Origin of the sequence: Streptomyces albus subsp. albus (assembly GCF_000719865.1) — a bacterium.
GTDB lineage: Bacteria > Actinomycetota > Actinomycetes > Streptomycetales > Streptomycetaceae > Streptomyces > Streptomyces albus_E.
This window is the reverse complement of the sequence record NZ_JOID01000008.1, coordinates 15,522-39,018: the sequence shown is the minus strand read 5'-3', so window position 1 is coordinate 39,018 and position 23,497 is coordinate 15,522. Positions and strand designations below refer to the sequence as shown.

General features: G+C 73.9%; 20 protein-coding genes. 12 read left to right on the top strand and 8 right to left on the bottom strand.

The annotated features are described in order from the left end of the window. Window positions 1-465 precede the first annotated feature (465 nt). From IF83_RS35275 to IF83_RS0109005, 3 genes are read left to right on the top strand one after another with little or no spacing between them, the layout of a single operon-like run. Complete coding sequence (locus IF83_RS35275; protein WP_279617215.1) at window positions 466-1,227, top strand: class F sortase; 762 nt, start codon at window positions 466-468, stop codon at window positions 1,225-1,227. A gap of 44 nt (window positions 1,228-1,271) precedes the next feature. Beyond that, window positions 1,272-1,829, top strand: a complete 558-nt coding sequence (locus IF83_RS0109010) for a sigma-70 family RNA polymerase sigma factor (RefSeq protein ID WP_030543551.1) — start codon at window positions 1,272-1,274, stop codon at window positions 1,827-1,829. Continuing rightward, window positions 1,813-2,748 (top strand): hypothetical protein, encoded by a 936-nt coding sequence (locus tag IF83_RS0109005; protein WP_030543550.1) that lies wholly within the window; start codon window positions 1,813-1,815, stop codon window positions 2,746-2,748. Before IF83_RS0109010 ends, IF83_RS0109005 begins: the two co-directional genes overlap by 17 nt. Before the next feature lie 146 nt (window positions 2,749-2,894). Here the strand turns inward: IF83_RS0109005 and IF83_RS0109000 are convergent, their stop codons facing one another. Then, window positions 2,895-3,815 (bottom strand): MBL fold metallo-hydrolase, encoded by a 921-nt coding sequence (locus IF83_RS0109000; RefSeq protein WP_030543549.1) that lies wholly within the window; start codon window positions 3,813-3,815, stop codon window positions 2,895-2,897. 378 nt (window positions 3,816-4,193) lie between these two features. Between IF83_RS0109000 and IF83_RS0108995 the strand changes: the two genes are divergently transcribed. Continuing rightward, the gene (locus IF83_RS0108995) at window positions 4,194-5,030 is read left to right on the top strand and encodes a helix-turn-helix domain-containing protein (RefSeq protein WP_037679317.1); all 837 of its coding nucleotides are present in this window, start codon (window positions 4,194-4,196) and stop codon (window positions 5,028-5,030) included. A 48-nt stretch (window positions 5,031-5,078) separates the two neighbouring features. Here IF83_RS0108995 and IF83_RS0108990 read toward each other — a convergent pair whose 3' ends face one another. After that, window positions 5,079-5,960 (bottom strand): D-alanyl-D-alanine carboxypeptidase family protein, encoded by an 882-nt coding sequence (locus IF83_RS0108990; protein WP_037679460.1) that lies wholly within the window; start codon window positions 5,958-5,960, stop codon window positions 5,079-5,081. 480 nt (window positions 5,961-6,440) lie between these two features. Here IF83_RS0108990 and IF83_RS0108985 point away from each other — a divergent pair, with 480 nt between their 5' ends. Further along, window positions 6,441-7,397, top strand: a complete 957-nt coding sequence (locus tag IF83_RS0108985) for a DUF3048 domain-containing protein (RefSeq protein WP_030543546.1) — start codon at window positions 6,441-6,443, stop codon at window positions 7,395-7,397. A 241-nt stretch (window positions 7,398-7,638) separates the two neighbouring features. Further along, window positions 7,639-8,910, top strand: a complete 1,272-nt coding sequence (locus tag IF83_RS0108980) for an alkaline phosphatase PhoX (protein WP_037679315.1) — start codon at window positions 7,639-7,641, stop codon at window positions 8,908-8,910. Between the two features lie 70 nt (window positions 8,911-8,980). Here the strand turns inward: IF83_RS0108980 and IF83_RS0108975 are convergent, their stop codons facing one another. Continuing rightward, the gene (locus tag IF83_RS0108975) at window positions 8,981-10,450 is read right to left on the bottom strand and encodes an erythromycin esterase family protein (protein ID WP_051722614.1); all 1,470 of its coding nucleotides are present in this window, start codon (window positions 10,448-10,450) and stop codon (window positions 8,981-8,983) included. 258 nt (window positions 10,451-10,708) lie between these two features. Between IF83_RS0108975 and IF83_RS0108970 the strand changes: the two genes are divergently transcribed. Further along, a complete protein-coding gene (locus IF83_RS0108970; RefSeq protein WP_051722613.1) occupies window positions 10,709-12,472 on the top strand; it encodes a cellulase family glycosylhydrolase in 1,764 nt (587 codons plus the stop codon). Between the two features lie 79 nt (window positions 12,473-12,551). Here IF83_RS0108970 and IF83_RS0108965 read toward each other — a convergent pair whose 3' ends face one another. Next, window positions 12,552-13,745 (bottom strand): FAD-dependent monooxygenase, encoded by a 1,194-nt coding sequence (locus tag IF83_RS0108965; protein ID WP_030543542.1) that lies wholly within the window; start codon window positions 13,743-13,745, stop codon window positions 12,552-12,554. Further along, window positions 13,742-14,362 carry a TetR/AcrR family transcriptional regulator gene (locus tag IF83_RS0108960; protein ID WP_051722612.1) on the bottom strand — a complete coding sequence of 207 codons (621 nt, stop codon included), beginning with the start codon at window positions 14,360-14,362 and terminating at the stop codon, window positions 13,742-13,744. The genes IF83_RS0108965 and IF83_RS0108960 overlap by 4 nt, the downstream gene beginning before the upstream one ends. A gap of 502 nt (window positions 14,363-14,864) precedes the next feature. Here IF83_RS0108960 and IF83_RS0108955 point away from each other — a divergent pair. The 4 genes from IF83_RS0108955 to IF83_RS0108940 all read left to right on the top strand — a co-directional run bounded on the left by IF83_RS0108955 (window position 14,865) and on the right by IF83_RS0108940 (window position 17,895). Further along, the gene (locus IF83_RS0108955; protein WP_030543540.1) at window positions 14,865-15,074 is read left to right on the top strand and encodes a hypothetical protein; all 210 of its coding nucleotides are present in this window, start codon (window positions 14,865-14,867) and stop codon (window positions 15,072-15,074) included. Between the two features lie 1,065 nt (window positions 15,075-16,139). Next, the gene (locus IF83_RS33670; RefSeq protein ID WP_158711020.1) at window positions 16,140-16,694 is read left to right on the top strand and encodes a hypothetical protein; all 555 of its coding nucleotides are present in this window, start codon (window positions 16,140-16,142) and stop codon (window positions 16,692-16,694) included. Continuing rightward, on the top strand, window positions 16,691-17,479 hold the full coding sequence (locus IF83_RS0108945) for a YeeE/YedE family protein (protein ID WP_030543538.1): 789 nt from the start codon (window positions 16,691-16,693) through the stop codon (window positions 17,477-17,479). The genes IF83_RS33670 and IF83_RS0108945 overlap by 4 nt, the downstream gene beginning before the upstream one ends. Continuing rightward, the gene (locus tag IF83_RS0108940) at window positions 17,479-17,895 is read left to right on the top strand and encodes a YeeE/YedE thiosulfate transporter family protein (RefSeq protein WP_030543537.1); all 417 of its coding nucleotides are present in this window, start codon (window positions 17,479-17,481) and stop codon (window positions 17,893-17,895) included. The genes IF83_RS0108945 and IF83_RS0108940 overlap by 1 nt, the downstream gene beginning before the upstream one ends. A gap of 60 nt (window positions 17,896-17,955) precedes the next feature. Here the strand turns inward: IF83_RS0108940 and IF83_RS0108935 are convergent, their stop codons facing one another. Together IF83_RS0108935 and IF83_RS0108930 are read right to left on the bottom strand one after the other, a co-directional pair. Then, the gene (locus IF83_RS0108935) at window positions 17,956-19,557 is read right to left on the bottom strand and encodes a sensor histidine kinase (RefSeq protein WP_051722611.1); all 1,602 of its coding nucleotides are present in this window, start codon (window positions 19,555-19,557) and stop codon (window positions 17,956-17,958) included. Then, window positions 19,554-20,285 carry a response regulator transcription factor gene (locus tag IF83_RS0108930; protein WP_051722610.1) on the bottom strand — a complete coding sequence of 244 codons (732 nt, stop codon included), beginning with the start codon at window positions 20,283-20,285 and terminating at the stop codon, window positions 19,554-19,556. Before IF83_RS0108930 ends, IF83_RS0108935 begins: the two co-directional genes overlap by 4 nt. Before the next feature lie 111 nt (window positions 20,286-20,396). Between IF83_RS0108930 and IF83_RS0108925 the strand changes: the two genes are divergently transcribed. Continuing rightward, window positions 20,397-22,637, top strand: coding sequence for an MMPL family transporter (locus IF83_RS0108925; RefSeq protein WP_051722609.1), 2,241 nt, complete (start codon window positions 20,397-20,399; stop codon window positions 22,635-22,637). Window positions 22,638-22,700: 63 nt separating this feature from the next. On the opposite strand, the gene IF83_RS0108920 is transcribed toward IF83_RS0108925, so the two are convergent. Continuing rightward, entirely contained in the window at window positions 22,701-23,150 is a 450-nt protein-coding gene (locus IF83_RS0108920; RefSeq protein ID WP_030543533.1) for a DUF5707 domain-containing protein, read from the bottom strand. Window positions 23,151-23,497 lie beyond the last annotated feature (347 nt).

Sequence of the window (23,497 nt, the reverse complement as noted above, 5' to 3'; positions counted from 1 at the left end):
CGACCCGGTTTCCCCGGAGCCCCCGGCAGCCGGACCCCGCCCGGGGCTCCGGCTCCGGCGGGCGGGTGCGCGGACGGTCCCGGGGCGGCCCGGGGAAACCGGGTGACGGGACCGGACGGGCCGAGCAGGAGGGCCGGCCGCCCGGCGTGCGCACGCGCGCCGGGCGGCCGTCCGCGCCACGCGGACCGGACGGCGCGGCGAGCCGGCCCCGCCCCAGCGAGCCGGCCCCGCCCCAGCGGCCTCGCGGCCTCGCGACCCGTGTTCCGGCAATCCCGCGGCCCCATGCCCCCGTAGCCCCATGCCCCCGTAGCCCCGTAGCCCCATGCCCCCGTAGCCCGGCTGCCCCGGGCAGTGGCCCGAGCGGAACTCCACACGAGGAGAGACCACCGGATGAGCCCCCGGACGAGCCCCCGGACGAGAGCCGGTACGCGTGACACGAGAGAGAGGACCGGAGCGGGAGAAGCGGTGAGGAGAGCGTGGGCGGCGGTGCGGCAGGCCATGGCCTCCCGCCGGCTCCGCCCCTGGCTGTCGGCCGCCGCCGTCGCGGCGATGGCCGCGATCGTGGTGGTGGCGACGCTGCTGGCCGTGCCGGGCCCGGGAACCCGGGAGGGCGCGCCCCCGCCCGGCTTCGGCGACCGCCGGTCCGCCGGTCGCGCCGCCGACGGCACCGGCAGCCCGCAGGACGGCGGCGGCCGCGACACCGGCGCACCCCCCGCCCGTTCGCGGGACGCCCGAGGCGGATCCGCCCGGGCGGATCCGCCCCACGGGGCGTTCGCCGCCACCCCGCCGGTCCGGCTCCGCATCCCCCGGCTGCGGGTCGACGCGGAGGTGCGGCCGGTCGGCCTGGCGAGGGACGGCACGGTCGCGGTGCCCGGTGACGCCGGCGGCACCGGCTGGTACCGGTACGGGCCGGCCCCCGGCGCCCCCGCCGGCTCCGCCGTCCTGGTCGGCCACGTCGACTCGCGCACGGGCCGGCTCGGCGCGCTGGCCGCGCTGCACGACGTACGGGCGGGGGACGAGGTCGTCGTCCGCCGCAAGGGCGCGCCCGAGGTCCGGTACACGGTGTCCTCCCGGGAGGTCCGCGACCGCGACCGGCTGCCGGGCGAGCTGTTCCGCCGCACCGGGCCCCCGGTGCTGACGCTGATCACCTGCACGCTGCCGTACGACCGCGAGCAGGGCGGCTACCGCAACAACCTGATCGTGACCGCCACCCGGGTGAGCGGCTGACGTGGTGCGGAGGATCGCGGCGGACGGCTCCCTATCGTCGCCCCGTGACCGGAACCCGCACGGACGCCGAGCTGGCCGAGGGCTTCGCCCGCGGCGACGAGGCCTGCCTCGCGGAGGCGTACCGCCGCTGGGCCGGACTCGTGCACACGCTCGCCGGCCGCGCGCTCGGCGACGCGAGCGAGGCGGAGGACGTCACCCAGGAAGTGTTCGTCAGCGCCTGGCGCGGACGCGCCGGCTACTCGCCGGCCAGGGGCTCCCTGCCGGGCTGGCTGATTGGCATCACGCGCCGCAGGATCGCCGACGCCCTGCACGCCCGCGGCAACCACCGCGACAAGACCCGGCGGGCCGCGGTCGCGGTCGTCGACCGGCCCGGTGACGACCCGGTGGACGGCATCGTCGACAGCGTGCTGGTGACGGACGAACTCCGCGCCCTGCCGCAGCCGCAGCAGCAGATCCTGCGGCTCGCCTTCTACCACGACTTCACACAGGTGCAGATCGCCGAGCGGCTCGACCTGCCGCTGGGGACGGTGAAGGCCCATGTCCGCCGGAGTCTGGGCCGGCTGAGAACCCGAATGGAGACGGACGGTGACGGAGCACGCTGACCCGGCCCTGCTGGCCGAACTGGCCCTCACGGAACGGTCGTCCCCCGGCGCGGGACCGGCCGCCCAGCCCACGGGCGCGTCCGCTCTCGCGCCGGACCCGGGCGCCCCGGCCACCGCCCCCGGCGCCACCGCCGCTCCGGCCACCGGTCCCACCGCCCCGAGCGCCGGTCCCGCCTCTCCGGCCGCCGCTCCGGCCGCCGGTCCCGCCGCCCCTGGTGCCCCGGCCGTCGCCCCGGCCACTGTCGCCCCGGCAACCGCGTCCGGGACGGACGCACCCACGCACACAGCCGACGCGTCGGAACCGCAAGCGTCGGAACCGCAAGCGTCGGAACCGCAAGCGTCGGAACCGCAAACGCCGGAAGCCAACGCGGCTGAACTGCGTGCGGCCGAGCGGCACGCGGAGCACTGCGCGCGGTGCTCCGACACCCTGGCGGCACTGCGCCGGATCGTCCGGGCGGCACGGAGTCTCCCCCCGGACGACGGTGCCGCCGCGCCGCCGCCGGCGCTCTGGGCGGGCATCGCGGCGGAACTCGGCCTGACCGGTGCGGCACCGCGCCCCGTCGCCGCCGGGGTGGTCCCGAGCAGGCCGAGCCGTATCCGAGCGGCGGAGCGGGGCGCGGGCCGCTCCGGCGGCGCCGTGGTGGCGGAGGGCCTTGCCATGGCGCTCCCCGCGATGGACGCCACCGCGCCGGAGAGCACTCCCGTTCAGCTCTCCGGCGCGGAGCCTCCGTCCGCCGACCACGCCCGGGCCGGTTCCGTGGCGCCGGGGCCCGAATCGGCCGGTTCGGTCGCGGCCGGTTCCGTGGCGGCGGAGACCGCGCGGCCCGAGTCCGTGGCGGTCCAGTCCGTGGCAGCCGAGTCCGTGGCCTCCCGTGCCGGGGGCAGCGGGGACTCCGCGGCACCGGAGATCCCCGGCTGAGACCCGGCCGGGCACGGCGCCCCGGGCCGGTCGGCGGGGTCGAGTCGGCGACGCTCCGGCCCAGGCGCCGCCCGGGCGCCGCCGGGCCGTCCCCGTGCGAGCGGGCCGTCCCCATGCCGCTGGCGGGCCGTCCCCGTGCGAGCGGCTCAGGAGAGCGCGGCGGCCGGCCCCGGGCGGACGAAGGGCCGGGTCAGATGCGCCGTCGCCAGCAGCGAGCCCCTCGCGTGCGCCTCGGAGAGCAACCGCTCGCGACTGGCGCGCGCGGTGGCCGGGTCCTGCTCGAAGGCGTACGCCACGGCCGGGGCCGCCAGTTGCACGGCGTGCACGAGCACATCACCCGTCACCACGATCCGCCGGCGCCCGCCGTCCACGAGCACGGACTGATGCCCGGGGGTGTGACCGGGGGTCGGCCGCAGATGGACGGCGCCGCCCCGCCGTCCGCCGCCGCAGAGCCGCACCGCGCCCTCCACCTCGGTCAGCTGCCCCGACCGGCGCAGCGGCCCCACCACGTACGTCATGGCCGGGTCGGCCGGGTCCAGCGCGGCCGTCTCGCTCCGCTGCAGCAGGTAGCGCGCTTCCGGGAAGGCCGGAGCACCGTCCGGGCCGACGGCCCAGCCGTAGTGGTCCTCGTGCAGATGCGTGAGGACGACCGAGTCCACGTCGGACGGGGCGATGCCCGCCTCGGCGAGCACCCGCGGCAGCCGCCCCGGCACGGGCGCCCAGCCGGCCGCCGGGCTGCCCGCGGGACCGATCCCGGTGTCGACCAGGGTGATCCGGCCGCCCGGGCGGCGGACCGCGTAGCAGCGGAAGTCGAGCCGCCAGGTCCCCCCGGGCCCGAAGGACCCGGGATCCAGCCGCTCCGCCAGCCGCCAGTCCTCCTCCGCCGCCCCGCTGAACCGGTCCCGGAGCTTGCCGGGGAACGTGCCGCGTGCGTCCAGCAGCGCCAGCACCTCGAACGGGCCGGCGGAGCGGCTCACCACCCGCGACGCGGCCACGGCCGGGGCACCACCGGCGACCACCGGTGCGGCGAGCGCCGCCGCTCCCGTCGCCGCCAGCCCCCGCAGCATGCCCCGGCGGCCGACACCCTCCCGGACGCCGCCGGGGCCGGCCGCCCGGCGCGCCGTGCCGGTGTCCCCGCCGTCCGCGTGTCCCCCGCTTTCCCCGTCCCCTCCGCGCCCTCCGCGTTCCGCGTTCCCCCTGACGCGTCCGGGCCCCCCGGCGCCCCCGTCTCCGCGCATGCCACGATCTCCCGTCCGTGCGAGCCGTCCGCGCTTCCGCCCGCTCCGCGGCACACGGAGGGCGGCAGCAAGGCGCCCGCCTCCCGGGCGCCGCTCGGTGCAGCGTGGCCCGGCCGCCACCGCCCGCGCTTGTAGTTCCTTGCGCGATCGGCGTCCGCCGGGGCAAGTCCTCACACCGGCGGCCGGCCGGCGCGTAGGGTGCCGGACGTGGCGGTGGAACGGCACGGGTATCTGCACACCGACGACGTGTACGTCGCGGACGTGTGCTGCGCGGACCCGCCCCGCGGCTGGACGGAGGTCCGGCCGGCGGAGGTCTTCGGCCTGGTCCTCGTCCGGCGTGGTCTGGTCCGCGGACGGGTGGACGGAGCGGAGCGCCTGCTGGACCCGGCCACCGTCTACGTCGAACGACCCGGCGCCGAACAGCAGTTCGCGCACCCGAGCGGTGGCGACGTCTACACGGAGATCGTCCTCTCCGAGCCTTGCGTGGCGGGGCTGCTCGGCGGTGACCCGGCCGTCCCCGAGGGACTGGCCCATGTCACCACCGAACTCGCGCTCCGCCACCGTCTGCTGCTCACCCGGGCACGCTCCGCCCGCGACGACGCCTTCGGGCTCGGGGAACGCGCGGTGTCCCTGGCCGCGGCCGTGTTCGCGCAGATCGCCCCGGGGCGGGTGATGAGCGGACGTCCCGCCACCGCGGCCGCCCGGCAGCGGATCGTCGACGACGCCCGCGCCGCCCTCTGCGCCGACCCCGGGCTCCGGCTGGAGGCCCTCAGCCGCGCGGTGGCCTGTTCACCGCACCACCTCAGCCGGGTCTTCACGGCTGTCACCGGTGTCACGCTCACCCGTTACCGCGAGCGGCTGCGGCTGGCCCGTGCGCTGGACCGGCTGAGCGAGGGGGAGACGGACCTGCGGCTGCTGGCGGCCGAACTCGGTTTCAGCGACCAGGCCCACCTGACGCACGCGGTGCGCCGCTCCGCCGGGCTTCCCCCCGGCCGGCTGCGCGCCGTGCTCCGCGGGGCCCCGGACGGGCGGCACCGGGACTGACCAGGGGCCCGCCCACCGGAGCGGTCCGGCGGGCAGGCCCGGCCCCGGTCAGTCCTGCTGGGCGCCCGAGGGCAGCTGACGCAGCTTCATCCGTGACGCGGTGCTGCTGCCGAACCCGTAGTCCAGCAGCTTCGCGGCGTCGGTGTAGCGGTTGCTGTCGTTCAGGATGACGCCGACCAGGGTCTTGCCCCCGCGGGTCGCGGCGAAGACGAGACACGGTCCCGCGGCGGTGCCCGTGCCGGTCTTGATGCCGACGGCGCCGGAGTAGGAGCCGAGCAGCTTGTTGGTGTTGTACCAGGTGTAGGTGCGGGTGCCGCCGGTGCTCGTCTTGGCGTAGCGCACGGTCTTCTGCGTCTTCACGACGGTGCGGAAGGTCGAGTACTTCATCGCGCTGCGGGCGAGCTTCGCCAGGTCGCGCGGGGTGGTGTAGTTGTTCCCGGTCGTCGATATGCCGTCGAACGAGTCGAACTTGGTGTTGGTCATGCCGAGGGTCTCGGCCTTCTTGTTCATCTTCCCGATGAACGACTTCACCCGCGCGGACCGGGTGGTGCCGCTGCCGAAGGTGTCCGCGAGGGCGTACGCGGCGTCGCAGCCGGAGGGCAGCATCGTCGCGTAGAGCAGCTGCCGGACGGTGACCTTGTCGCCCTTCCTGAGATCGGCCGTGCTGGCGCCCTCGCGCGCGACGTAGTCGCGGTAGGCCTGCTGGACGGTGACCTTGCGGTCGAGGTCCAGATTGGTCTGGCTGAGCACCACACGAACCGTCATGATCTTCGTGGTGCTGGCCATCTGCCGCTTGGTGTCGGCGGACTTGCTGTAAATCCTGGAGCCGTCCGCCTGGTTCACCAGATACGCGCCCTTGGCGCCGACGGACGGCGCGGCGGGCCCCGACGGGGCGGCCTGCGCGGGCGTGGCCACGGCCGGTACGGCCAGGACGGCGCCGGCGGTGACGACGACGGCGGCGGCCCGGCGTCTGCGCGCGAGCGAGGGCGCACCAGCTCCGCGCGAGCGCGGGCCCTTCTCGAGGGTTCTCACTTCATACGCTCCGAATCGGCCTGAGACGGCGGGAACTTGTCAGCGGCGGACAGCCGGGCGAGCGCTGTTCCGCTCTTTCCATGACTCATGACTCACGAGACCGGCCGAAGTATGTACGGCCCGGGGAGTGGATTCTCATACGGTCCCACCGGGCCGCCCCCACCGGGGGTGCCCCCGCGCGGTGACCACGCACCGGACCGGCCCGGCCCTGCACCGCGCGCACCACGGCCCGGCCGACCCGAAAAGGGCGGTCCGGGCCCTTTCTTCACCCCGATGGGCCGATGCCGTTCACCGGCGCGGCAGGCACACTCGTCGAGTACGCGGGCGACTACGCGGGCGAGCGGGCAGGCGGGGAACGCGGACGAGGAGGCGGCAGCCATGGAGCGGACGGCATCGCGACGGACCGTACTGCTGACAGCGGCACTGTCGCTGCTGGCGGCGGCCTGCCAGACCGGAGACGGCGGCGGGGACGGGGACGGCGACGGACGCTCGCCCTTCACCGGCGAGCAGGGCGCGGGCGAGAAGGTCCTCGCCGTCAAGATCGACAACGTGCGGGCCGCCCGGCCGCACACGGGCCTGGACAAGGCCGACATCGTCTACGTCGAGCAGGTCGAGGCCGGCCTCACCCGGATACTGGCGGTCCTCGCCTCCGAGATGCCCGAATCCCTCGGCCCGGTGCGCAGCGCCCGCGAGTCGGATCTCGAACTGCTGCGCCAGTTCGGAACCCCGGCGCTCGCCTACTCCGGCGTGCAGAGCAAGCTGCGCCCGGTGGTGGAGGCCGCCCCGCTGATCGCCCTGCCGCCCGGCGAGCTCACCGACGGGTACGTCCGCGACCCGGGCCGCCCCGCGCCCCACAACCTCTATCTCCGGCCCGACCGCGCCCTGCGCGCCGCGTCCGGCGCCTCGGCGCCCCGCGACATCGGCTTCCGCTTCGGCCCCGCGCCGGCCGGCGGCCGGAAGGCCGCGGAGCGCACCGTCCGTTTCCCGGCCGCCCGTTTCGCCTTCACCTGGTCCGCGTCCGACAAGCGCTGGCTGGTCTCCATGGACGGCTCGCCGGCCCGCACGAACGGCAGCGACCGGCTGAGCGCGGCCACGGTCGTCGTCCAGTACGTGACGGTCCGCCCCTCCGACTACGGCGACCGCTCCGGCAACAACACCCCCTACACGGAGACCGTGGGCTCCGGCCGCGCCCTGGTCCTGCGCGACGGCCGCGAGTACGAGGCCGAGTGGAGCCGCCCGTCGGCGACCACGGGCACCGCCTTCACCGACACCGACGGCCGCCGCCTCCCCTTCGCCCGCGGCCCGGTCTGGGTGGTCCTCGCCCCGGTGGACTGACCGGCGGCGGAACCGCCGACGGGGCGGAGCGCGTCTCCGGACGGCCCCGGGCCGGAAGTCCCCGGGACCGCCCCGGGCGGGGCGGGGCAGGCGGTTCCGGCCGGTCGTTTCCGGACAGGGCAACGTTCACCGTCCGATACCCCCGGAGGTAACCGGCGCAGGGCCTGGTGTTCACGAAGCCCTCTTAGCGTCCGGCGCAGCCACCCCGCACATCAGGGTCACCCACAGAAGGACGCACACCATGCGCCGCACCCGCCGTACCCGCGCCATCACCGCGGCCCTCGCCCTCGGCATGGGCCTCCCCCTCGGTCTGCTCTCCGCCGCTCCCGCCTCCGCCGACGACCGCTCCCACGGCGGGCCGATGGCGTTCCGGCCGCTGGAGAGCTCCGCCTACGACCGGATGTCGGCCGACTGGTCCGAGCCGCTGTCCGCCCCCGGGGGCTTCCGCCAGGAGCTCGTCGCCGACGAGACCGTCCTCGACATCTACGGGGGAGGCACCGACGACCTCACCGACATGAACACGGTCAACGAGACCGGTCACCGGGCGGGCCGCTACCTCTACCGCACCCACGAGGTCTCCTCGAACGGCGCCGTCTCCGTCGTCGACCTGAAGACCGGTGAGGCGAAGGTCATCGCGCAGCGCGCGGACTGGCGCCGGCTCGACGGCATCCGCTGGACCCCCTGGGGCAGCCTGCTGGTCACCGAGGAGACCAGCGGCGGCCGGGTCTTCGAGCTGTTCCTGGACCGGAAGGACCGCACGGAGGTGACCCGGGTGGAGGAGCGCCGCGAGCTCGGCATCCTGCGCCACGAGGGCATCGACGTCCTCCCCGACGGCACCGTCTTCGTCATCGACGAGCTCAACGGCGGCTCGGTCTACAAGTTCGTGCCCACCCGCCGCGGCGACCTCTCCGAGGGCCGCCTCCACGCGCTCAAGATCAACGGCCTCTCCGACGCCGCGCAGAAGTGGAACCCGGAGACGTACGCCGAGAAGACCGGCGCCTTCACCTGGGTGCCGCTCGACCGGGAGCAGGTCGTCGCCGACGCCGACGCGGCCTCCAACGCGGTGAACGCCACCGAGTTCGGCCGCCCCGAGGACGTCGAGATCATCGGCGACACCCTGTACGTCGCCAACACCAGCGAGAACCGCGTCATCGCGGTCAACCTGCGCAAGAACGTGCTCTCCGCGTTCGTCCAGGCGGGCGTCAACGCTCCCGTCGAGGACCGTGCCGCCGGCGTCACCGGCTTCAAGAGCCCGGACAACCTGGCCGAGGGCCCCGACGGCCGGCTGTGGATCGTCGAGGACAACTACGCCAGCGACATCTGGGTCGCCGGCCGGGACCGCGACCGGGACGGCGCCGCCGACACCACCGAGCTCTTCGCCTCCCTGAAGGACCCGGGCGCGGAGATCAGCGGCATCTACTTCGGCAAGGACCCGAAGACGCTCTTCTTCAGCGTCCAGCACCCCGACAAGCCGCTCGCTGACGGCACGTGGAAGATCACCCGCCGCCGCTGACGGCCCCGCCGCACAACGGAGCGAGGGTCCCCGCCGGGCGTCCGGCGGGGACCCTCCGCGTCCGGGCGGATCAGGTGGCGGGCAGGGGCGTGGCCGCCGTGACCCGGTGCAGATGGACGAGGACGTCGTGGGCCCCGCCCAGGGCGATGTCCTGCTCCGGCACGGGCCAGCCGGCGCCGATGTTGCGGGTGGGGCGCGGCTCCGCCAGCCAGGCGCGGGCGGGGGCGGGGGCGGTGCGCAGGTCCACGAGGTAGTCGCGGTGGCGGACCCGGTCCAGCAGGTACTCGTTGCCACCCGGCCGTGCGGCGCCGACGGCGAAGGTCTCCTCCGGAGCGGTCGGCCCCGCCTCGGAGTCGAAGCCCCGGAAGGATCCGCGGTCGAACGTGAAGCCGATGCTCACGTAGTGCGGGCCGAACCGGTCCCGGAGGAAGGCGCCCTGGGTCTTGGGGTAGGCCGGGTCGAAGCTGTCGTAGGCGACGTGGGTGTTGTGCGCGGACAGCAGGATCTTGTCGCCGGTGTGCCGCTGCCACCACGCCACGTTGCCGGCCATGACCCGGTCGCGGTACCGCATGGCGGCCGCGATCTGCTCGCTGTCCGCCAGGTCGAAGGCGTAGAGCCGGGTCATCTGGTCGATGACCCGGGCGTGCTGGACGGCCAGGGCCCGGGCCCGGCGGTCGGCGGCGTCGCCGGAGCCGGCGGGCAGCCCTTCCAGCAGCGCGAGGACGCGGCCGGTGCGTTCGGCGCGCTCCCGGCGCTCGGCGAGGGGGAGGGCGGGGTACTCGTCCATATCGGTGCCCGGTGAGGTCGCCGTGCGCAGGCCGCGGTACAGCTCGGTGACGCGCGGCAGCAGCCGCGGATGGGCCTCGGCCACGTAGCGGGTGACGCGGTCGTAGGCTTCCGGGCCGGCGTGGCCCACGTCGTTGCCCATGAACCGCACCGGGTCGTGCGGGTGGCTGCGGTTGTGGGCCCGCATCCACGCGAAGAGCTCCAGGTACTCGGCCTTGTCCATGAGCTTGTAGACGCCCCGGAACTCCTCGTCCATGATCCGCCGGGGGTCGCCCTTGCCGTGCAGGACGTAGTCGTTGAGCCGCGTCCCGGTGCTCCAGGGAGCCTCCAGGGAGAAGGTGCGGAACCCCTTCTCCGCCACCAGGTGGCGGAAGACCCGGTGCTTCATGGTGAGGAACTCGCGCGAGCCGTGGGTGGCCTCGCCGAGCCCCACCACCCGGGCGTCGCCCACCGCGCGGCTCAGCGCGCGGAGGTCCCGCGTGTCTCCGTACGGGCCGGTGGAGCGCAGCGGGTGGGCGGCGCGCTCCAGGGCGCGGAGCACACGCCGCTCCTCCCCGTGACGGGAGGCGGAGGCCGGGGCGAAGGTGCCCTGCCGCGCGGAGGCGGACTGCTGCGCTGATACGGAGTGCTGCGCGGAGGCGGTCCGCGGCGAGGCCGCCGCCCCGTGCGCGGGAGCCGCGGAGACGAGCGTTCCGAGCGAGAGGAGCAGGGCGGCCGGGACGAGTCCCGCCCTGCGGATGCGTCGTGAAGTCATGCCCCAAGCCTCCGGTCCCCACCCCGGGCGCCACCAACCGCCGGACCCCCCGGTTCAGGGGTGTACGTGGGACCACCCCGGCGGGGTGACGGCACCCCCGGGCACCCTCCACGGGACCGCGCCCCGGGGGGCTCTTGCGCCCCCGGGGTGGCGCTGCCAGCATCGCGGCGAAGCGGCGGTCGGCCGCCCCGCCCCGGCCGGCCCCGGCACGTTCCGTTCCTTTCCCCCACTGCGGCGCACGCGCCGACGAGGAGCACGATGAACGTCTTACGCAACACCACGGAAGCGGTCCGCGGGTGGGTCCGCGGACCGGCGAGATGGGCGGTCGCCCTGCTGGCAGGGCTGAGCATGCTGGCCGCGGGCGGCACCGGCGCCTCGGCGGCGACCCCCGGAGCACCCGCCGCGGCACCCGGAGTCCGGGCCCCGGCCGATGCGATGGCGCAGGCCGCCGCGATGCAGCCGGGGTGGAACCTCGGCAACTCGCTCGACGCCACCGGCAGCGACGAGACCTCCTGGGGCAACCCGCGCGTCACCCGGGAACTGCTCGGCAACGTCCGGGACCAGGGGTTCAACAGCATCCGCATCCCGGTGACCTGGAGCGGGCACCAGGGCCCGGCCCCCGGGTACACCCTCGACGCGGACTATCTGGACCGCGTCGAGGAGGTGGCCGGCTGGGCGCTCGACGAGGGCTTCCACGTCATGATCAACATCCACCACGACTCCTGGCAGTGGATCGCGGACATGCCGGCCGACCGCGCCGGCGTCCTCGCCCGCTACAACGCCCTCTGGACGCAGCTCGCGGACACGTTCCGGGACTCCTCGCGCAGGCTGGTCTTCGAGAGCGTCAATGAACCGCAGTTCAGCGGGGGTTCGGGCGGCGACGCGGAGAACGCGGAGCTGCTGGACGAGCTCAACACCTCGTTCCACCGCATCGTGCGCGGCTCCGGCGGCGGCAACGAGACCCGGCTGCTCGTCCTGCCCACCCTGCACACCTCGGCCGACCAGGCCCGGCTGGACGAACTGGCCGCCACCATCGACGCCCTGGACGACCCGGGCCTGGCCGCGACGGTGCACTACTACGGGTACTGGCCGTTCAGCGTCAACGTCGCGGGCGGCACCCGCTTCGACGCCACGGCACAACAGGACCTGACCGACGCCTTCGACCGCGTGCACAGCACCTTCGTGGCCCGCGGCATCCCCGTGATCCTCGGCGAGTACGGGCTGCTCGGGTTCGACCGGCACACCGGCACCATCCAGCAGGGCGAGAAGCTGAAGTTCTTCGAGTACCTCGGCCACCGGGCCCGCGAGAAGAACATCACCACCATGCTGTGGGACAACGGCCAGCACTTCCAGCGCACCGGCTTCCAGTGGAACGACCCGGAGCTGTACGGGCAGATCCGGTCGAGCTGGACGACCCGTTCGGGCACGGCCTCGTCCGACCAGGTGTTCAGCGCCCGGTCGGCGGCCGTCACCGACAAGACGCTCACGCTGAACCCCAACGGCACCGCGTTCACCGGGCTGTACCACGGCACCACCGAACTGGCGCGCGGCACGGACTACACCGTCGAGGGCGACCGGCTCACGCTCAAGGCCACGGCACTCGCCCGGCTGAGCGGTGGGCGGGACTACGGCACCAACGCGGAGCTCTCGGCGCGGTTCTCGCAGGGGGTCCCGTGGCGGATCGACCTGATCACCCATGACACCCCGGTCCTGCGGAACGCCACCGGGACGACGGACTCCTTCGCCGTCCCGACCGACTTCCGCGGTGACCAACTCGCCACCATGGAGGCCCGGTACGCCGACGGCAGCAACGCCGGTCCGCACAACTGGACGTCGTACAAGGAGTTCGACCGCGCGTTCGCACCGGACTACGGCGCCGGCGAAACCGTCCTCACCTCCGAGTTCTTCGCCGAGGTCGCGGACGGGGCCCGGGTGACCCTCACCTTCCACTACTGGAGCGGCGCGACGGTCACCTACTACGTCACCCGCTCCGGAACGACGGTCACCGGCACCACGGCCTGACCTCCGCCCGCGCCGGCCGGGGCGGAGGGCCGCCCGTGCCCCTTCCGCCCCGGCCCGGCCGGTTCACTCGCCCGGCCGGTCACTCGCCCGCCCGCGCCACCGCGGTGGAACGGGCGGCGGGGAACAGCGCGCCCGCCAGAAGCCGGTCCGGGCCCGGCACGTTCATCGCGCGCAGGCCCCAGCGCCGCAGCAGGAGCCGGGCCGGCGAGGTGGGCAGGAACCACGCGCCGACCCGGCCCCGCGCCGCCGCCCGGACCGCGTCCGCCACGGGGCGCCAGCGCCGCTCGTACTCGGCGAGCGCCGCGGCGACGGACCCGGCGGACGCGGCGGGCCCGGCCGCGCGCAGCCGCTCGGCCAGCACATACGCCCCCGCGACACCCAGGGACGCCCCCTGACCCGCGATCAGGGACACCGCGTGGGCCGCGTCGCCGAGCAGCACCACTCTGCCGCTCCGCCACCGGGGCGCGTGGATCTGGGCGACCTGGTCGTAGTACACCTCCTCACCGGGAGGACACCGGTCGAGGGCGCGCCGGACCAGCGGGCCCAGGCCGCCGAACTGCCGGCGGAGCGCCTCGCGCGGGTCCCGGGGGAGCGCCGGGTCCCCGGTGCGGTGCACGGTGAAGACGGCGACGCGGCCCCCGGGCAGTCCGTAGAACCCCATCTGCCGGTGGAGGGTGTCGGTGAGCGCGAACCGGCCGCGCACCCGCTGGAACACCTCCTCGTCCTCGAAGACGAAGGCCGCGGTGTGCATGCCCAGATAGCGGAAGTGGTCGCGCTCGGGCCCGAAGACCAGGGAGCGGATCCGGGAATGGATGCCGTCGGCCCCCACGACGAGGTCCGCGGTGGTCCGGGTGCCGTCCGACAGCGTCACGGACGCGCCGTCGTCCGCCACGCGTTCGACGGTGGTGCCGTACTGGAGCACCGCCCGGCCTGCGACGGCTTCCCGCAGGAGCAGCTCCAGGTCGGGGCGCATGATGCTGACGAGACCGCCGCCCGCCGCCTTGCGGAACCGGGCGTAGTCCACACCGGTGACGCGGCGGCCCGCCCCGTCCACGTAGCGGAACTCGGAGGCGGGATGGCCGAGTTGCCTCAGCCGGGGCTCCAGGCCCATCGCGGTCAGGGCCTCGAACCCGGGGCCGAAGAAGTCGATCATGTAGCCCTGCCCGCGCGGGCCGGGGGCCTTGTCCACCAGGTGGACGTCCCAGCCGTGGTCGAGGAGTCGCGCGGCGAGTGTCAGCCCGGCGATGCCGGCTCCGCAGATGAGCGCCTTCACGGTGGTTCTCCCTTCGAGGGGTCGGTCATGAGCCCGCGGACCAGGGGGGTGATCCGCGCGGCCGAGAGGCCGGGGTCCAGGGCCTTGTGGAGCAGGAAGCCGTCGAGGACGGCCATGAGCGCGGTCGCCGCGGCCTCCGGGTCCCGGTGCCCCGCGCGCTCCGCGCCGGCGGCGAGCCGGGCCCGGAAGCGTCCGGTCATCTCGGCCAGTCGCGCGCGCAGCATCTCGTCACGGGTGGCCGCCAGATACGCCTCCGTGAACAGCAGTGACTCGGGGTCCCGTCCGGTGTACCGGTCCAGGGCCGCCAGCAGCGCCTCGGCACCGTCGGCCGGAGTGGGCGCGGCGGTGAACACGGAGACGGCCTCGTCGAGGGCGGGACGCATCGCGTCCAGCGCGGCCTGCCGGAGCAGGGCCGGCAGGGACTCGAAGTGGTAGTGCACCAGCCCGGACCGCACACCGGCCCGCTCGGCCAGCGTCCGGGTGGTGACCGCGTTCCAGCCCGCCTCGCTGATCAGCACGGCGGCCGTGGCCAGCAGCTTCCGCCGCACCTCCCGGCCCCGCGCGGCGGCGGTCGGACGTGCGGTGGGCCCTGTTGTTTGGTCATTCGCCTTGGACACTCGTCCAAGCTACCTCGCGCGCGCGGTTTCCGCGACGTGTGGAGGGGGATCACCCGGCGGGCGCCGGGGCGGCCGGCCGGCAGGCGCGGGGTGGTATCCCGGTTTCAGCAAATCTGCACAGTGAATACGCAGCCGCGGCACGAGGTGTGAGGGATTGGCGCGAGGGCCCGCCGCAAGGCGGTCCGTTTATGCGGAATGTCTCGCTCCATATCGAGGCGTCAAGGCCGGACCTGCTCTCGGTATCACCGGTATGTGAAGAACTCGGCCCGGATATGTGCGTTCGTCTCCACGAATGGACAACTCTTGCGCGGAAGTACTGTGACGGGAGTCTCACGCGATTGGATGCCCGGCGGATCTCCGTGCTTTGATCCTCGGCAGCCGCCGGAGTCGCGCGAGTATTTCCCGAAATGGATGCCGCGCGCCTGTGGTGCCGAGGCCCGCCCTCTGTGCCGAGCGGGGCCACCCCCCACTGTGGACAGTCCATACGAAGGGAAAACTCATCATGAACTCCGCTCCCCGGGTCGAGACCGCCGAACTCTCCGACGCCGAGCTCGACAACGTCTCCGGTGGCCTGAGCCCGGACGTCAGCTTCTACGCCGGCTCCGCGTCGGTCAGCAGCGCGGACGTCCTGGCGCAGGTCGACGCGGTCAAGGACCAGGCCCTGAACACCGTCGGCCAGTACGCCCACGCCGGCGTCAGCATCTCCCTCTGACCGTGTCCTGAACGCCGGCCGCCCCGCCCGGGAGCGGCCGGGGCCGCCGGACGCGGACCGGGTCCGGCGGCCCGGTGCGCGGGCTCCCCGCCGGCGGCGGGCCGGCCGTACGCGACGACGAAGCTCCTGGCAGACGTGTTCTCATCCGAGAACATCCGCGTCTGCCAGGAGCTTTGTGGTGTTGGGCGGCGTTCCGGAGCGGGAGGCCCCGGGGCCCGGAGTGGCGAGGCCCCGAGGGCGGAAGGGGGCCCGAAGAGGCGGGTGGCCTCCCCGGACCGTCACCTCACGCCGGTCCCTTCGCCCAGCGGACGAGCCGGGCCCACCAGCCGCCCTGCGACCGGTGCGCGGCGGCACCCGCCCGCCGGGAGGCGTGGGACGGCGGTGGCGGCTCGCCCGGTCCGGGACCGGTGCGGGGGGCCGTCACCGGCCCCCGGTCGCCCGTGCGTCCGCCGCTCGCCGGCTCACATGCACACCGCCGGGACACCGGGACGCCGGCGAGAACTTGCTCGACGTGCCTCCCGCAGCCCGTATAGGTCGCCTTCCGGCAGGTCGGACAGATGGCGCGTTGACACATAACTCCCCATGAGGCGTTCTCGTTGAAATGCGAATAGTTGGGTTTTCGCCGGATCCGCGCATCGGTGCGTGAACGGGCGGGGCGTGTCCGTCATGTATTTGTCTGGCTCTATGGCGTTCACCGTCCCGGTGTCCGGTCGAATACCCCCCGGCGTTTCTTGAGGATACCCCCCGGCGTGTAGGAAAGAATACCCAGGGGGGTTTCCTAATACCTGCTTGGCCGGGAATCGGGGCGGTGTCGTACCATCGCCACTTGCTCGTGATGCAGAAAAAGTGATTGGGTCGCGCGTGAGCGTGGTGACGGAGGGTCACGACAGCGCCGTGCCCGAATTCCCCGGAGGCCCGAAATCGTCGGTCGGCCGGGTACGGCAACGACAAATACCGAGGACGGCAACCATCCCCCAAGGGGGCGGTACGCCCGATCCCGAAGGGAGCGACGTGGGCTGCACACACGCCGTGGGGTGCCCTCTCTTTCCGCTGCTCAAAGCGGGGATGCAGAGCTGGCGTGACCACTATTGCGACAGCGAGCACCAGTGGCGGTCCTGTGCGCGCTATCAGACGTCGCTCACCGGTGAGCGCGTGCCCATCAGCCTCCTGCCCAACGGACGCCACGCACACCACCTGCGCCGTGCCGCCGACACGGCGGCTTCGTGCGGAGAGGCGGTCCCGGAGCAGCAGCCGCCCCACCAGGCGCAGCCGTACCGGCAGCCCCCGCCGCCGCAGCAGGCCCAGCAGCCTTCGCCGCCGCAGCAGGCCCAGCCCTTAAGGCGTGATCCGTGGACTCCGGAGACGGACTCCTGGTTCCGGCCGGCACAGGAGCAGCCGCACCCGCACCCGTCCGAGCCGTACGGCCGGGGAGTCGCGGCACCGGAGACCACGGCCCGGTTCGAACCGGCACCCCAGTGGGAGCCGGCCCGGCCGGGCGAGGTGCCGCCCCGGCGGGCACCCCGGCAGCCCGACCGCCGGGCCCGGCACACGCGGCAAGCCACCGGCCAGAAGCGCGGCCGGTGGGCGCGGTTGATGGAATGGATGAGAGGTCCCGCATGAGTCCTTACTGGCCTTGGTGGGCGGGCGCCATCGGGCTCGCCCTGGTCACCGTCGTTCACACCCTCACCACCGACCGGTCGCTCGGTGTGTCGTCGGCGTGGGACCGCGTGCTGCACTGGCGCAGCGAACGCGAACTCGAGAAGCTCGACGAAGAGTTCACCGACGACCAGGCCTTCGCCGACGCGCTCGCCGCGGCCACCGCCGAGCACTTCGGCACCGCCACCGCGGCGCCCGCCGAGCCGTACGGCGCCGGCGCCGGAGCGCACGCCGCGCCGCAGCACCACCCGTACCCGCAGGGGAACGACCCGTACTCCCCTTACGCCCCGTACTCCCAGGGGAACTACCAGGGCAGCCACGGGTATCCCCAGCCCCCGGCGGACCCCTGGGCCCCGGCCGCCGCACCCGAGCCGGAGCCCGCGCCGGAGCCGGCTCCGGCGGCCCCGGCCGCGGCTCCCCGCCCGGCACCGGTGGTCACCCAGGCGGCTCTGCTGCTGTCGATCCTCATCGGCGGATGGATCGCCGCGTACACCTCCGGGCGGTTCGAGTTCCGCTTCGACATGGGCCCCGGCTTCCAGAGCCTGGTGACGGACAACCCGCTCACCATGACCGCCGTGCTGTTCGCCGGAGGCATCCTGGTCGGCTTCGGCACGCGCCTGGCCGGCGGGTGCAGCTCCGGCCACGGGCTCAGCGGCTGCGGCCGGCTGCGGCCGGTCAGCATGGTCGCGACCGCCGTGTTCTTCGGCACCGCCGCCGCGGTGTCGTTCCTGCTGTGGAAGGTGATCTGATGCGTACCCGGGGCGGCCTTCTGCTGGCCAACATCGTCGCCGGACTGGGTCTCGGCTACACCGTCACCAACATCGGCTTCGGCGACTACGCCGAACTGAACCGCATGTTCACCTTCCAGGACCTGCGCATGTTCCTGGCCTTCGCCGGCGCCGTCGGGATCATCGTGTGCGTGTTCCTCCTGCTGCGGGTGCGCCGCACCCCGGGCCGCATCCACGCCGGGGTGGTCCCCGGCGCGGTGCTGTTCGGTACGGGCTGGGCGATCTCGGGCGGCTGCCCCGCCATCCCGATCATCCAGGTCTCCAGCGGGTACCTGCCCGCCGTGGTCACCCTCGTCGGTGTCGTCGTCGGGATGCGGCTCTGCCGCTGGGCCAACGCCCGCTACTTCCAGCTCGACAGCGGCTCCTGCGGCGTGTGATCCGTTCCGCGTCGCAAGAGCCCGCCTCCCGGGCCGGAGTCGCCGGCGGACAGGGGACGCTCACGACTCCTCCGTAGCGTTCCCGGTGGGCTCCGCCGGCCACATCCGCGCGGAGCCGACCCGCTCCGGAGCGGGTCGGCTCCGGCACCGGGCGGCCGCGCGGGGCCGTTCATCGCGTCGGCCGTCGGCCGCGGCCACCGGCAGCAGGACCCGGAAGGCCGCGCCCTTCCCGGGGCCGGTGTCGACCTCGGCCCCGCCTCCGTGGGCGCCGGCGACGGCCGCGACGATCGCGAGGCCGAGTCCGGAGCCCTCCGGCGGGCCTCCGCCGGGATGCCGCGACCGGGCGCGCGAGGGATCCGCGCGGTAGAACCGCTCGAAGACGTGCCGTGCCTGCTCCTCGTCCAGCCCGGGTCCGCTGTCCTTCACCTCGATCACGGCCCACCCGTCCCTCCGGCCGATCCGTACCCGCGACTCGGTTCCTTCCGGAGTGTGGTGGCGTACGTTGGCCAGCAGATTCGCGAGGACCTGCCGCAGCCGGTCCGCGTCTCCCCGTACGATCACCGGCCCGTCGGCGCCCGGCTCGAAGAACAGCGGGCTGCCCGGGGCGAGCACCCTCGCGTCGTCGACGGCCTCCGCGGCGAGGGAGTTCAGGTCGACCGGCTCCCCGGCCAGGGGCAGACCCTGGTCCAGCTTGGCGAGAAGCAGGAGTTCCTCGACCAGGGAGCCCATCCGGCGGGCCTCGGACTCGATCCGGGACATGGCCTGCGCGAGATCGGCCGGCCGGTGCGCGGCGCCGCGCCGGAACAGCTCCGCGTAACCCCGGATGGTGGCGACCGGGGTGCGCAGCTCGTGCGAGGCATCGGCGACGAAGCGCCGCAGGCGGTCCTCGGTCCGCCGCCGCTCCTCGAAGGCCGACTGGATCTGGCCGAGCATCGCGTTCAGGGCACGGCCCAGCCTGCCGACCTCGGTGCGCGGCCCGGCCTCCGGCACTCGGCGGGCGAGGTCCCCACCGCCGATCGCCGACGCCGTCGCGGCGATCGACTCCAGCGGCCGCAGCCCGCGCCGCACGGCACGACGGGAGAGCAGCGTCACGCCGAGCAGCGCGACCACGGCGGAGGTGGCCGCGACCACGGCGGTGCGTGAGATGAGCTCGTCCGCGCCGGCGGTCCTCATGCCCACCAGGAGGAAGCCGTCGGGGAGCCGGGAGGAATGAAGCAGCCAGTCCGTGTCGCCGTCGGCTCCGGGCACCCGGTGGAAGACGCCTCCGGACGGATTCCCCTCCGCCGGCCGGTCCGGCCGCAGCGCCGGGGGAAGGGTGCGCGGCAGCTCCGGACGGGCCCCGAAGCCGGCCGTCTGCCGGACCCTTCCGTCCGGGGTTCTGATCTGGAAGAAGGACGGGATGTCGCCCTGCCCGGCCGATGCGGCCCACACGGCGGCCAGTTGGTCCCGGTCGTTCCCCGGCATCGCGAGCCGCGACCCGCCACCGTTTCCGTGCCGTTCGGTGAGATCGTCGTGCAGCCGCTGCGCCGCCGCCGCGAGCACCTTGTCGCTCTGGTCGTTGCGCCAGTCCTGGAGGGCCCCGAAAGTGGCGCCGACGGATATCACCATGCCGAGGCCGAGCAGCCCGGAGAGGACGAGGACCAGCCGGGTGCGCAGCGTCATCGGGAGTCCGCTTCCCGGAGATTCGCTTCCCGGAGATCCGGGTCCCGGACCCGTACGACATAGCCGATCCGCGGCACCGTCTGGATCAGCGCGGGCGCGAAGGCGTCGATCTTCCGGCGGAGATAGGAGATGTAGGTCTGCACCACGGCGTCATTGCCGCCGAAGTCGTACTCCCATACGTGGTCGAGGATCTGGCGCTTCGACAGCACTCGGCCGGCGTGCGCGACGAGGAAGCGGAGCAGCTTGAACTCGGTCGGCGTCAGGACCACCGGTACACCGTGCCGGCGCACCTCGTGTGCCTCGTCGTCGATCTCGAGGTCGGCGAACGTCAGCCTGGTGCGCTCCTCGGGGCGCGCGGTCCGGCGCAGGACCGCGCGGATACGGGCGATCAGCTCTTCGAGGCTGAAGGGCTTCGTGACGTAGTCGTCGCCGCCGACCGTCAACCCGGCGATCTTGTCCTCGGTGGCGTCGCGGGCGGTCAGGAAGACCACGGGGGCTTCGCATCCCGCGCGCCGCAGCTTCCTGGTGGTGTCGATCCCGGAGCCGTCCGGCAGCATCACGTCCATCACGATGAGATGCGGACGGAACGCCTGCACCTGCGCGGTGGCGGCGCTTCCCGACCCGGCCACCGCGGTGTCGAACCCCTCGTAGCGCAGAGCGGTGGCGACGAGGTCCGCGAGGTAGCGCTCGTCATCGACGACCAGGATCCGCAGCGTCGTTGAAGTCACCTCGCAAGTGTCACCCCGGGCCCGGGCGTTCCGAGGGGACGGGAGGCGATTCACAGAGATCTCCAAGAACGCTCCCGGAGCCGCTGAAGAACCCTCTGATGGCCTGGAGGCATGAACAAACTCTGCGACTTCGTCCTCGGACGGAAGCGATGCGTACGGATGCTCGTCATCCTGCTGCTGTTCGCGGGCGGCGGTGCCATCGGGCTGCTGATCCCGGACATGGACGAGCGCAATGCCTACCCGGGCCTGCCCGGCTACGAGGCCAACCAGAAGATCATGGAGACCTACGGCAACGGCGGTTACGAACGTCCGTTCGTCCCCGTGGTGACACTGCCCCAAGGACAACGGGCCGACAGCCGGGCGGCCGAGGAAGCGCTCGGCCGGGCATTCGACCAGGCCGCCGAGAAGGCCGACGCGCGGGTCGCCTCGTACGCGAACACCCATGACAGGGCGTTCATCGGCGAGGACGGCAGGACCACCTTCGGACTGGTCTTCGGCGGTCCCGTGGAACAGGGCGGACTGCCCGGCAGCGCTCTCGGTGAGGCCCCGGAACTGGGCCCGCTGCTCGTCGACGCGATGCGGGACGAACTGCCGCCGGGTTCGGAGATCCGGGTCACCGGTCTCGATACGCTCGCGACGGGCTCGGACGCGGGCGGCCTCAACGTGCCGGTGAAGCTGGTGGTCACCATTGGCGCGGCGATCATCGTGCTGCTCCACGTGTTCCGCTCCGCGCTCGCCTTCGTGCCGCTGCTCACCGCCCTGGTGGCGGTGCCGGTGTCGTTCCTGGGGCTGCTCGCGGCGAGCCCTTTCATCGCCGTGCACGAGACGACCGTGATCATGCTGCCGCTCCTGGGGGTCGGCATCGCGATCGACTACGCGCTGATCCTGGTCACGCGATGGCGTGAGGAGGAGGCCACCGGCCACCACGGCGACGAAGCGGTGCGCCGGGCCATGGCCACCTCGGGGCGTGCCATCGTCTTCTCGGCCGGCGCCGTAGCCATCGGCCTGGTCACCATGGTGCTGCTGCCGATCCCTCTGATCCGCAGCCTCGGCGTCGGCGGCATGATGGTCACGGCGGCGAGCGCCCTGGTCTCCCTGACGCTGCTGCCGCTGCTGCTCAGCTCCGCCGGCCGCCGGCTCGCACGCCGCCGGGAGGCAGGCCGGGCGCCCCGTGGAGGACTGGAGAGGGAGGCGTCCGCCGGGCGCTTCTGGACCGCGGTCGCCCGGCGCGTGGTGCGTTTCCGGTGGCTGGTCGCCGCGGTGAGCGGTGCCGCCCTGCTCGCTCTGTCGGCCACTGCCCTCGGGCTCAATCTGTCGGTGCCCACCACGGACCGGCTCGCCGACTCCGGCGCGGGGCGTGCGGGACTGACCGAACTGACGGGCAGCGGCGTACCGTCGGGTGCCCTCACCTCGTTCGACGTCTACGTCCCCAGGGGCACGGACGCGGATGCGGTGGCGGACACGCTCCGCGGCACGGAAGGGGTCCACGCGGTGGCCGCGCCGGACGGCGCCGAGTGGCGCCGGGACGGTTCCGCGGTACTGACCGTGCTTCCGGGCGACGAGGGCGGCTCCGCGGCCGGGGAGAACACCATCGGCCGGGTGATCGACCAGGTGCCGGACGGAGTCCTGGTCGGCGGCAACGTCACTCAGCAGATCGACTACGTCGACGTCACCTACGGCGCTTTCCCCTGGATGCTGGCGGCCCTGTCCCTCGTGACGTTCGTGATGCTGGCCCGGGCCTTCCGGTCGCTGCTCCTTCCGCTCAAGGCGATCCTGCTGAATCTGCTCTCGCTGGGGGCGGTGCTCGGCGCGATGGTCGTTCTGTGGCAGTGGGGCTGGGGCACCGAGGCGCTGTTCGGTATCGAGCCGGACGGCTCCATCGGCACCTTCGTCCCGGTGACGATCTTCGCTTTCCTGTACGGCCTCTCGATGGACTACGAGGTGTTCATCCTGGCGCGGATGCGGGAGGAGTACGACCGCACCGGATCCACCAGGGCGGCGGTGGTGGGCGGTGTCGGACGGACCGGCCGGCTCGTCACCTGCGCCGCGCTGGTTCTCTTCTGCTCCTTCGCCTCCATGGCCTCCGGCGGAGAGCTGGACGTGACGATCTTCGCCTCCGGTGTCGCGCTCGGCATCCTCATCGACGCGACGCTCGTCCGGGGACTGCTGGTGCCGGCCGCGGTGGCCATGATGGGCAAGTGGAACTGGTGGCTGCCCGCCGGGATCGCCCGGCTGCTGCGGGTCGAGCCCTCGCCGCTCCGCGAGGAGCGCGAGGAGCCCGCTCCGGTACGGGGCGGCGAGCCGCCGGCCGTGCCGGAGCCGGGCGTCCCGGCGGCGGCGGAACGGGGCTGAGGGCCGGGGGCCGTGCCGTGGCAGGCCGACGGCACCTCCCCGGGAGGCCGGCCACCGGCCAGGTCAGCGGGTGACCTCGAAGGTGGCGGCCCGGGGCGCGAAGGTCGTGTCCCCGTCCCCGGCCGTCGCCAGTGCCGAGACGTACCAGGTGCCCTCGGCCATGCCGGCCGTGTCCTTCTTCGTGATCCTCAGGGTGTAGGTGCAGCGGGCGGTCCCGCCCGAGGCGTTCCGGCAGTCGGCGCTCTCCACGTGGCGCATCTCCGCCTCGGTCGGGTCGAGCTGCGAACTCGCGGGCCAGACGACGACCTTGAGGCCGTCGATGCCCGAGTCCTCAGTCACGTCCGCGGTGAAGGTGAACGAGCCCGCGCCGCTGCCGGACGGGGCCGCGTAGCGGGCCGAGCCGTTCTCCACGGTCGGTTCCGCGGGGGCCGAGGCCAGGGCGATACCGCCGGCGGCCACCGCGCCGATGGCGACGGCGCCGATGAGCGAGGTGATGAGAATGCGCTGGGACATGGGAGATCCCCCTGAATTCGTCGGAGAGTTTGATGTGTCGGCGGAAAGCGCCGGTGCCGCGGAAAGGCCCGGAGAGGCCCGGAGAGGCCCGGAAAGAGAAAGGCACGGAAAACCCTGCCGCGGAACTGCTGCGCTGCGGGACCGTTGTGGAACGGATTCCGCGGGTGGTCGTGGAAGCGGTGGCCGACCGCCTTCTCGATGGGAACGAGCCTATGGCCGGGGGACGGCCCCGTCCTCGTGCCGCCGGACGATCGGCCGCGTGGAACCGCGGGCAGAGAGTCTGCAACCCGGGTAAGAGACGGGAATCCGCCTTCAGCCGGAGCCGGACCGCTCACCTGCGCCCATAG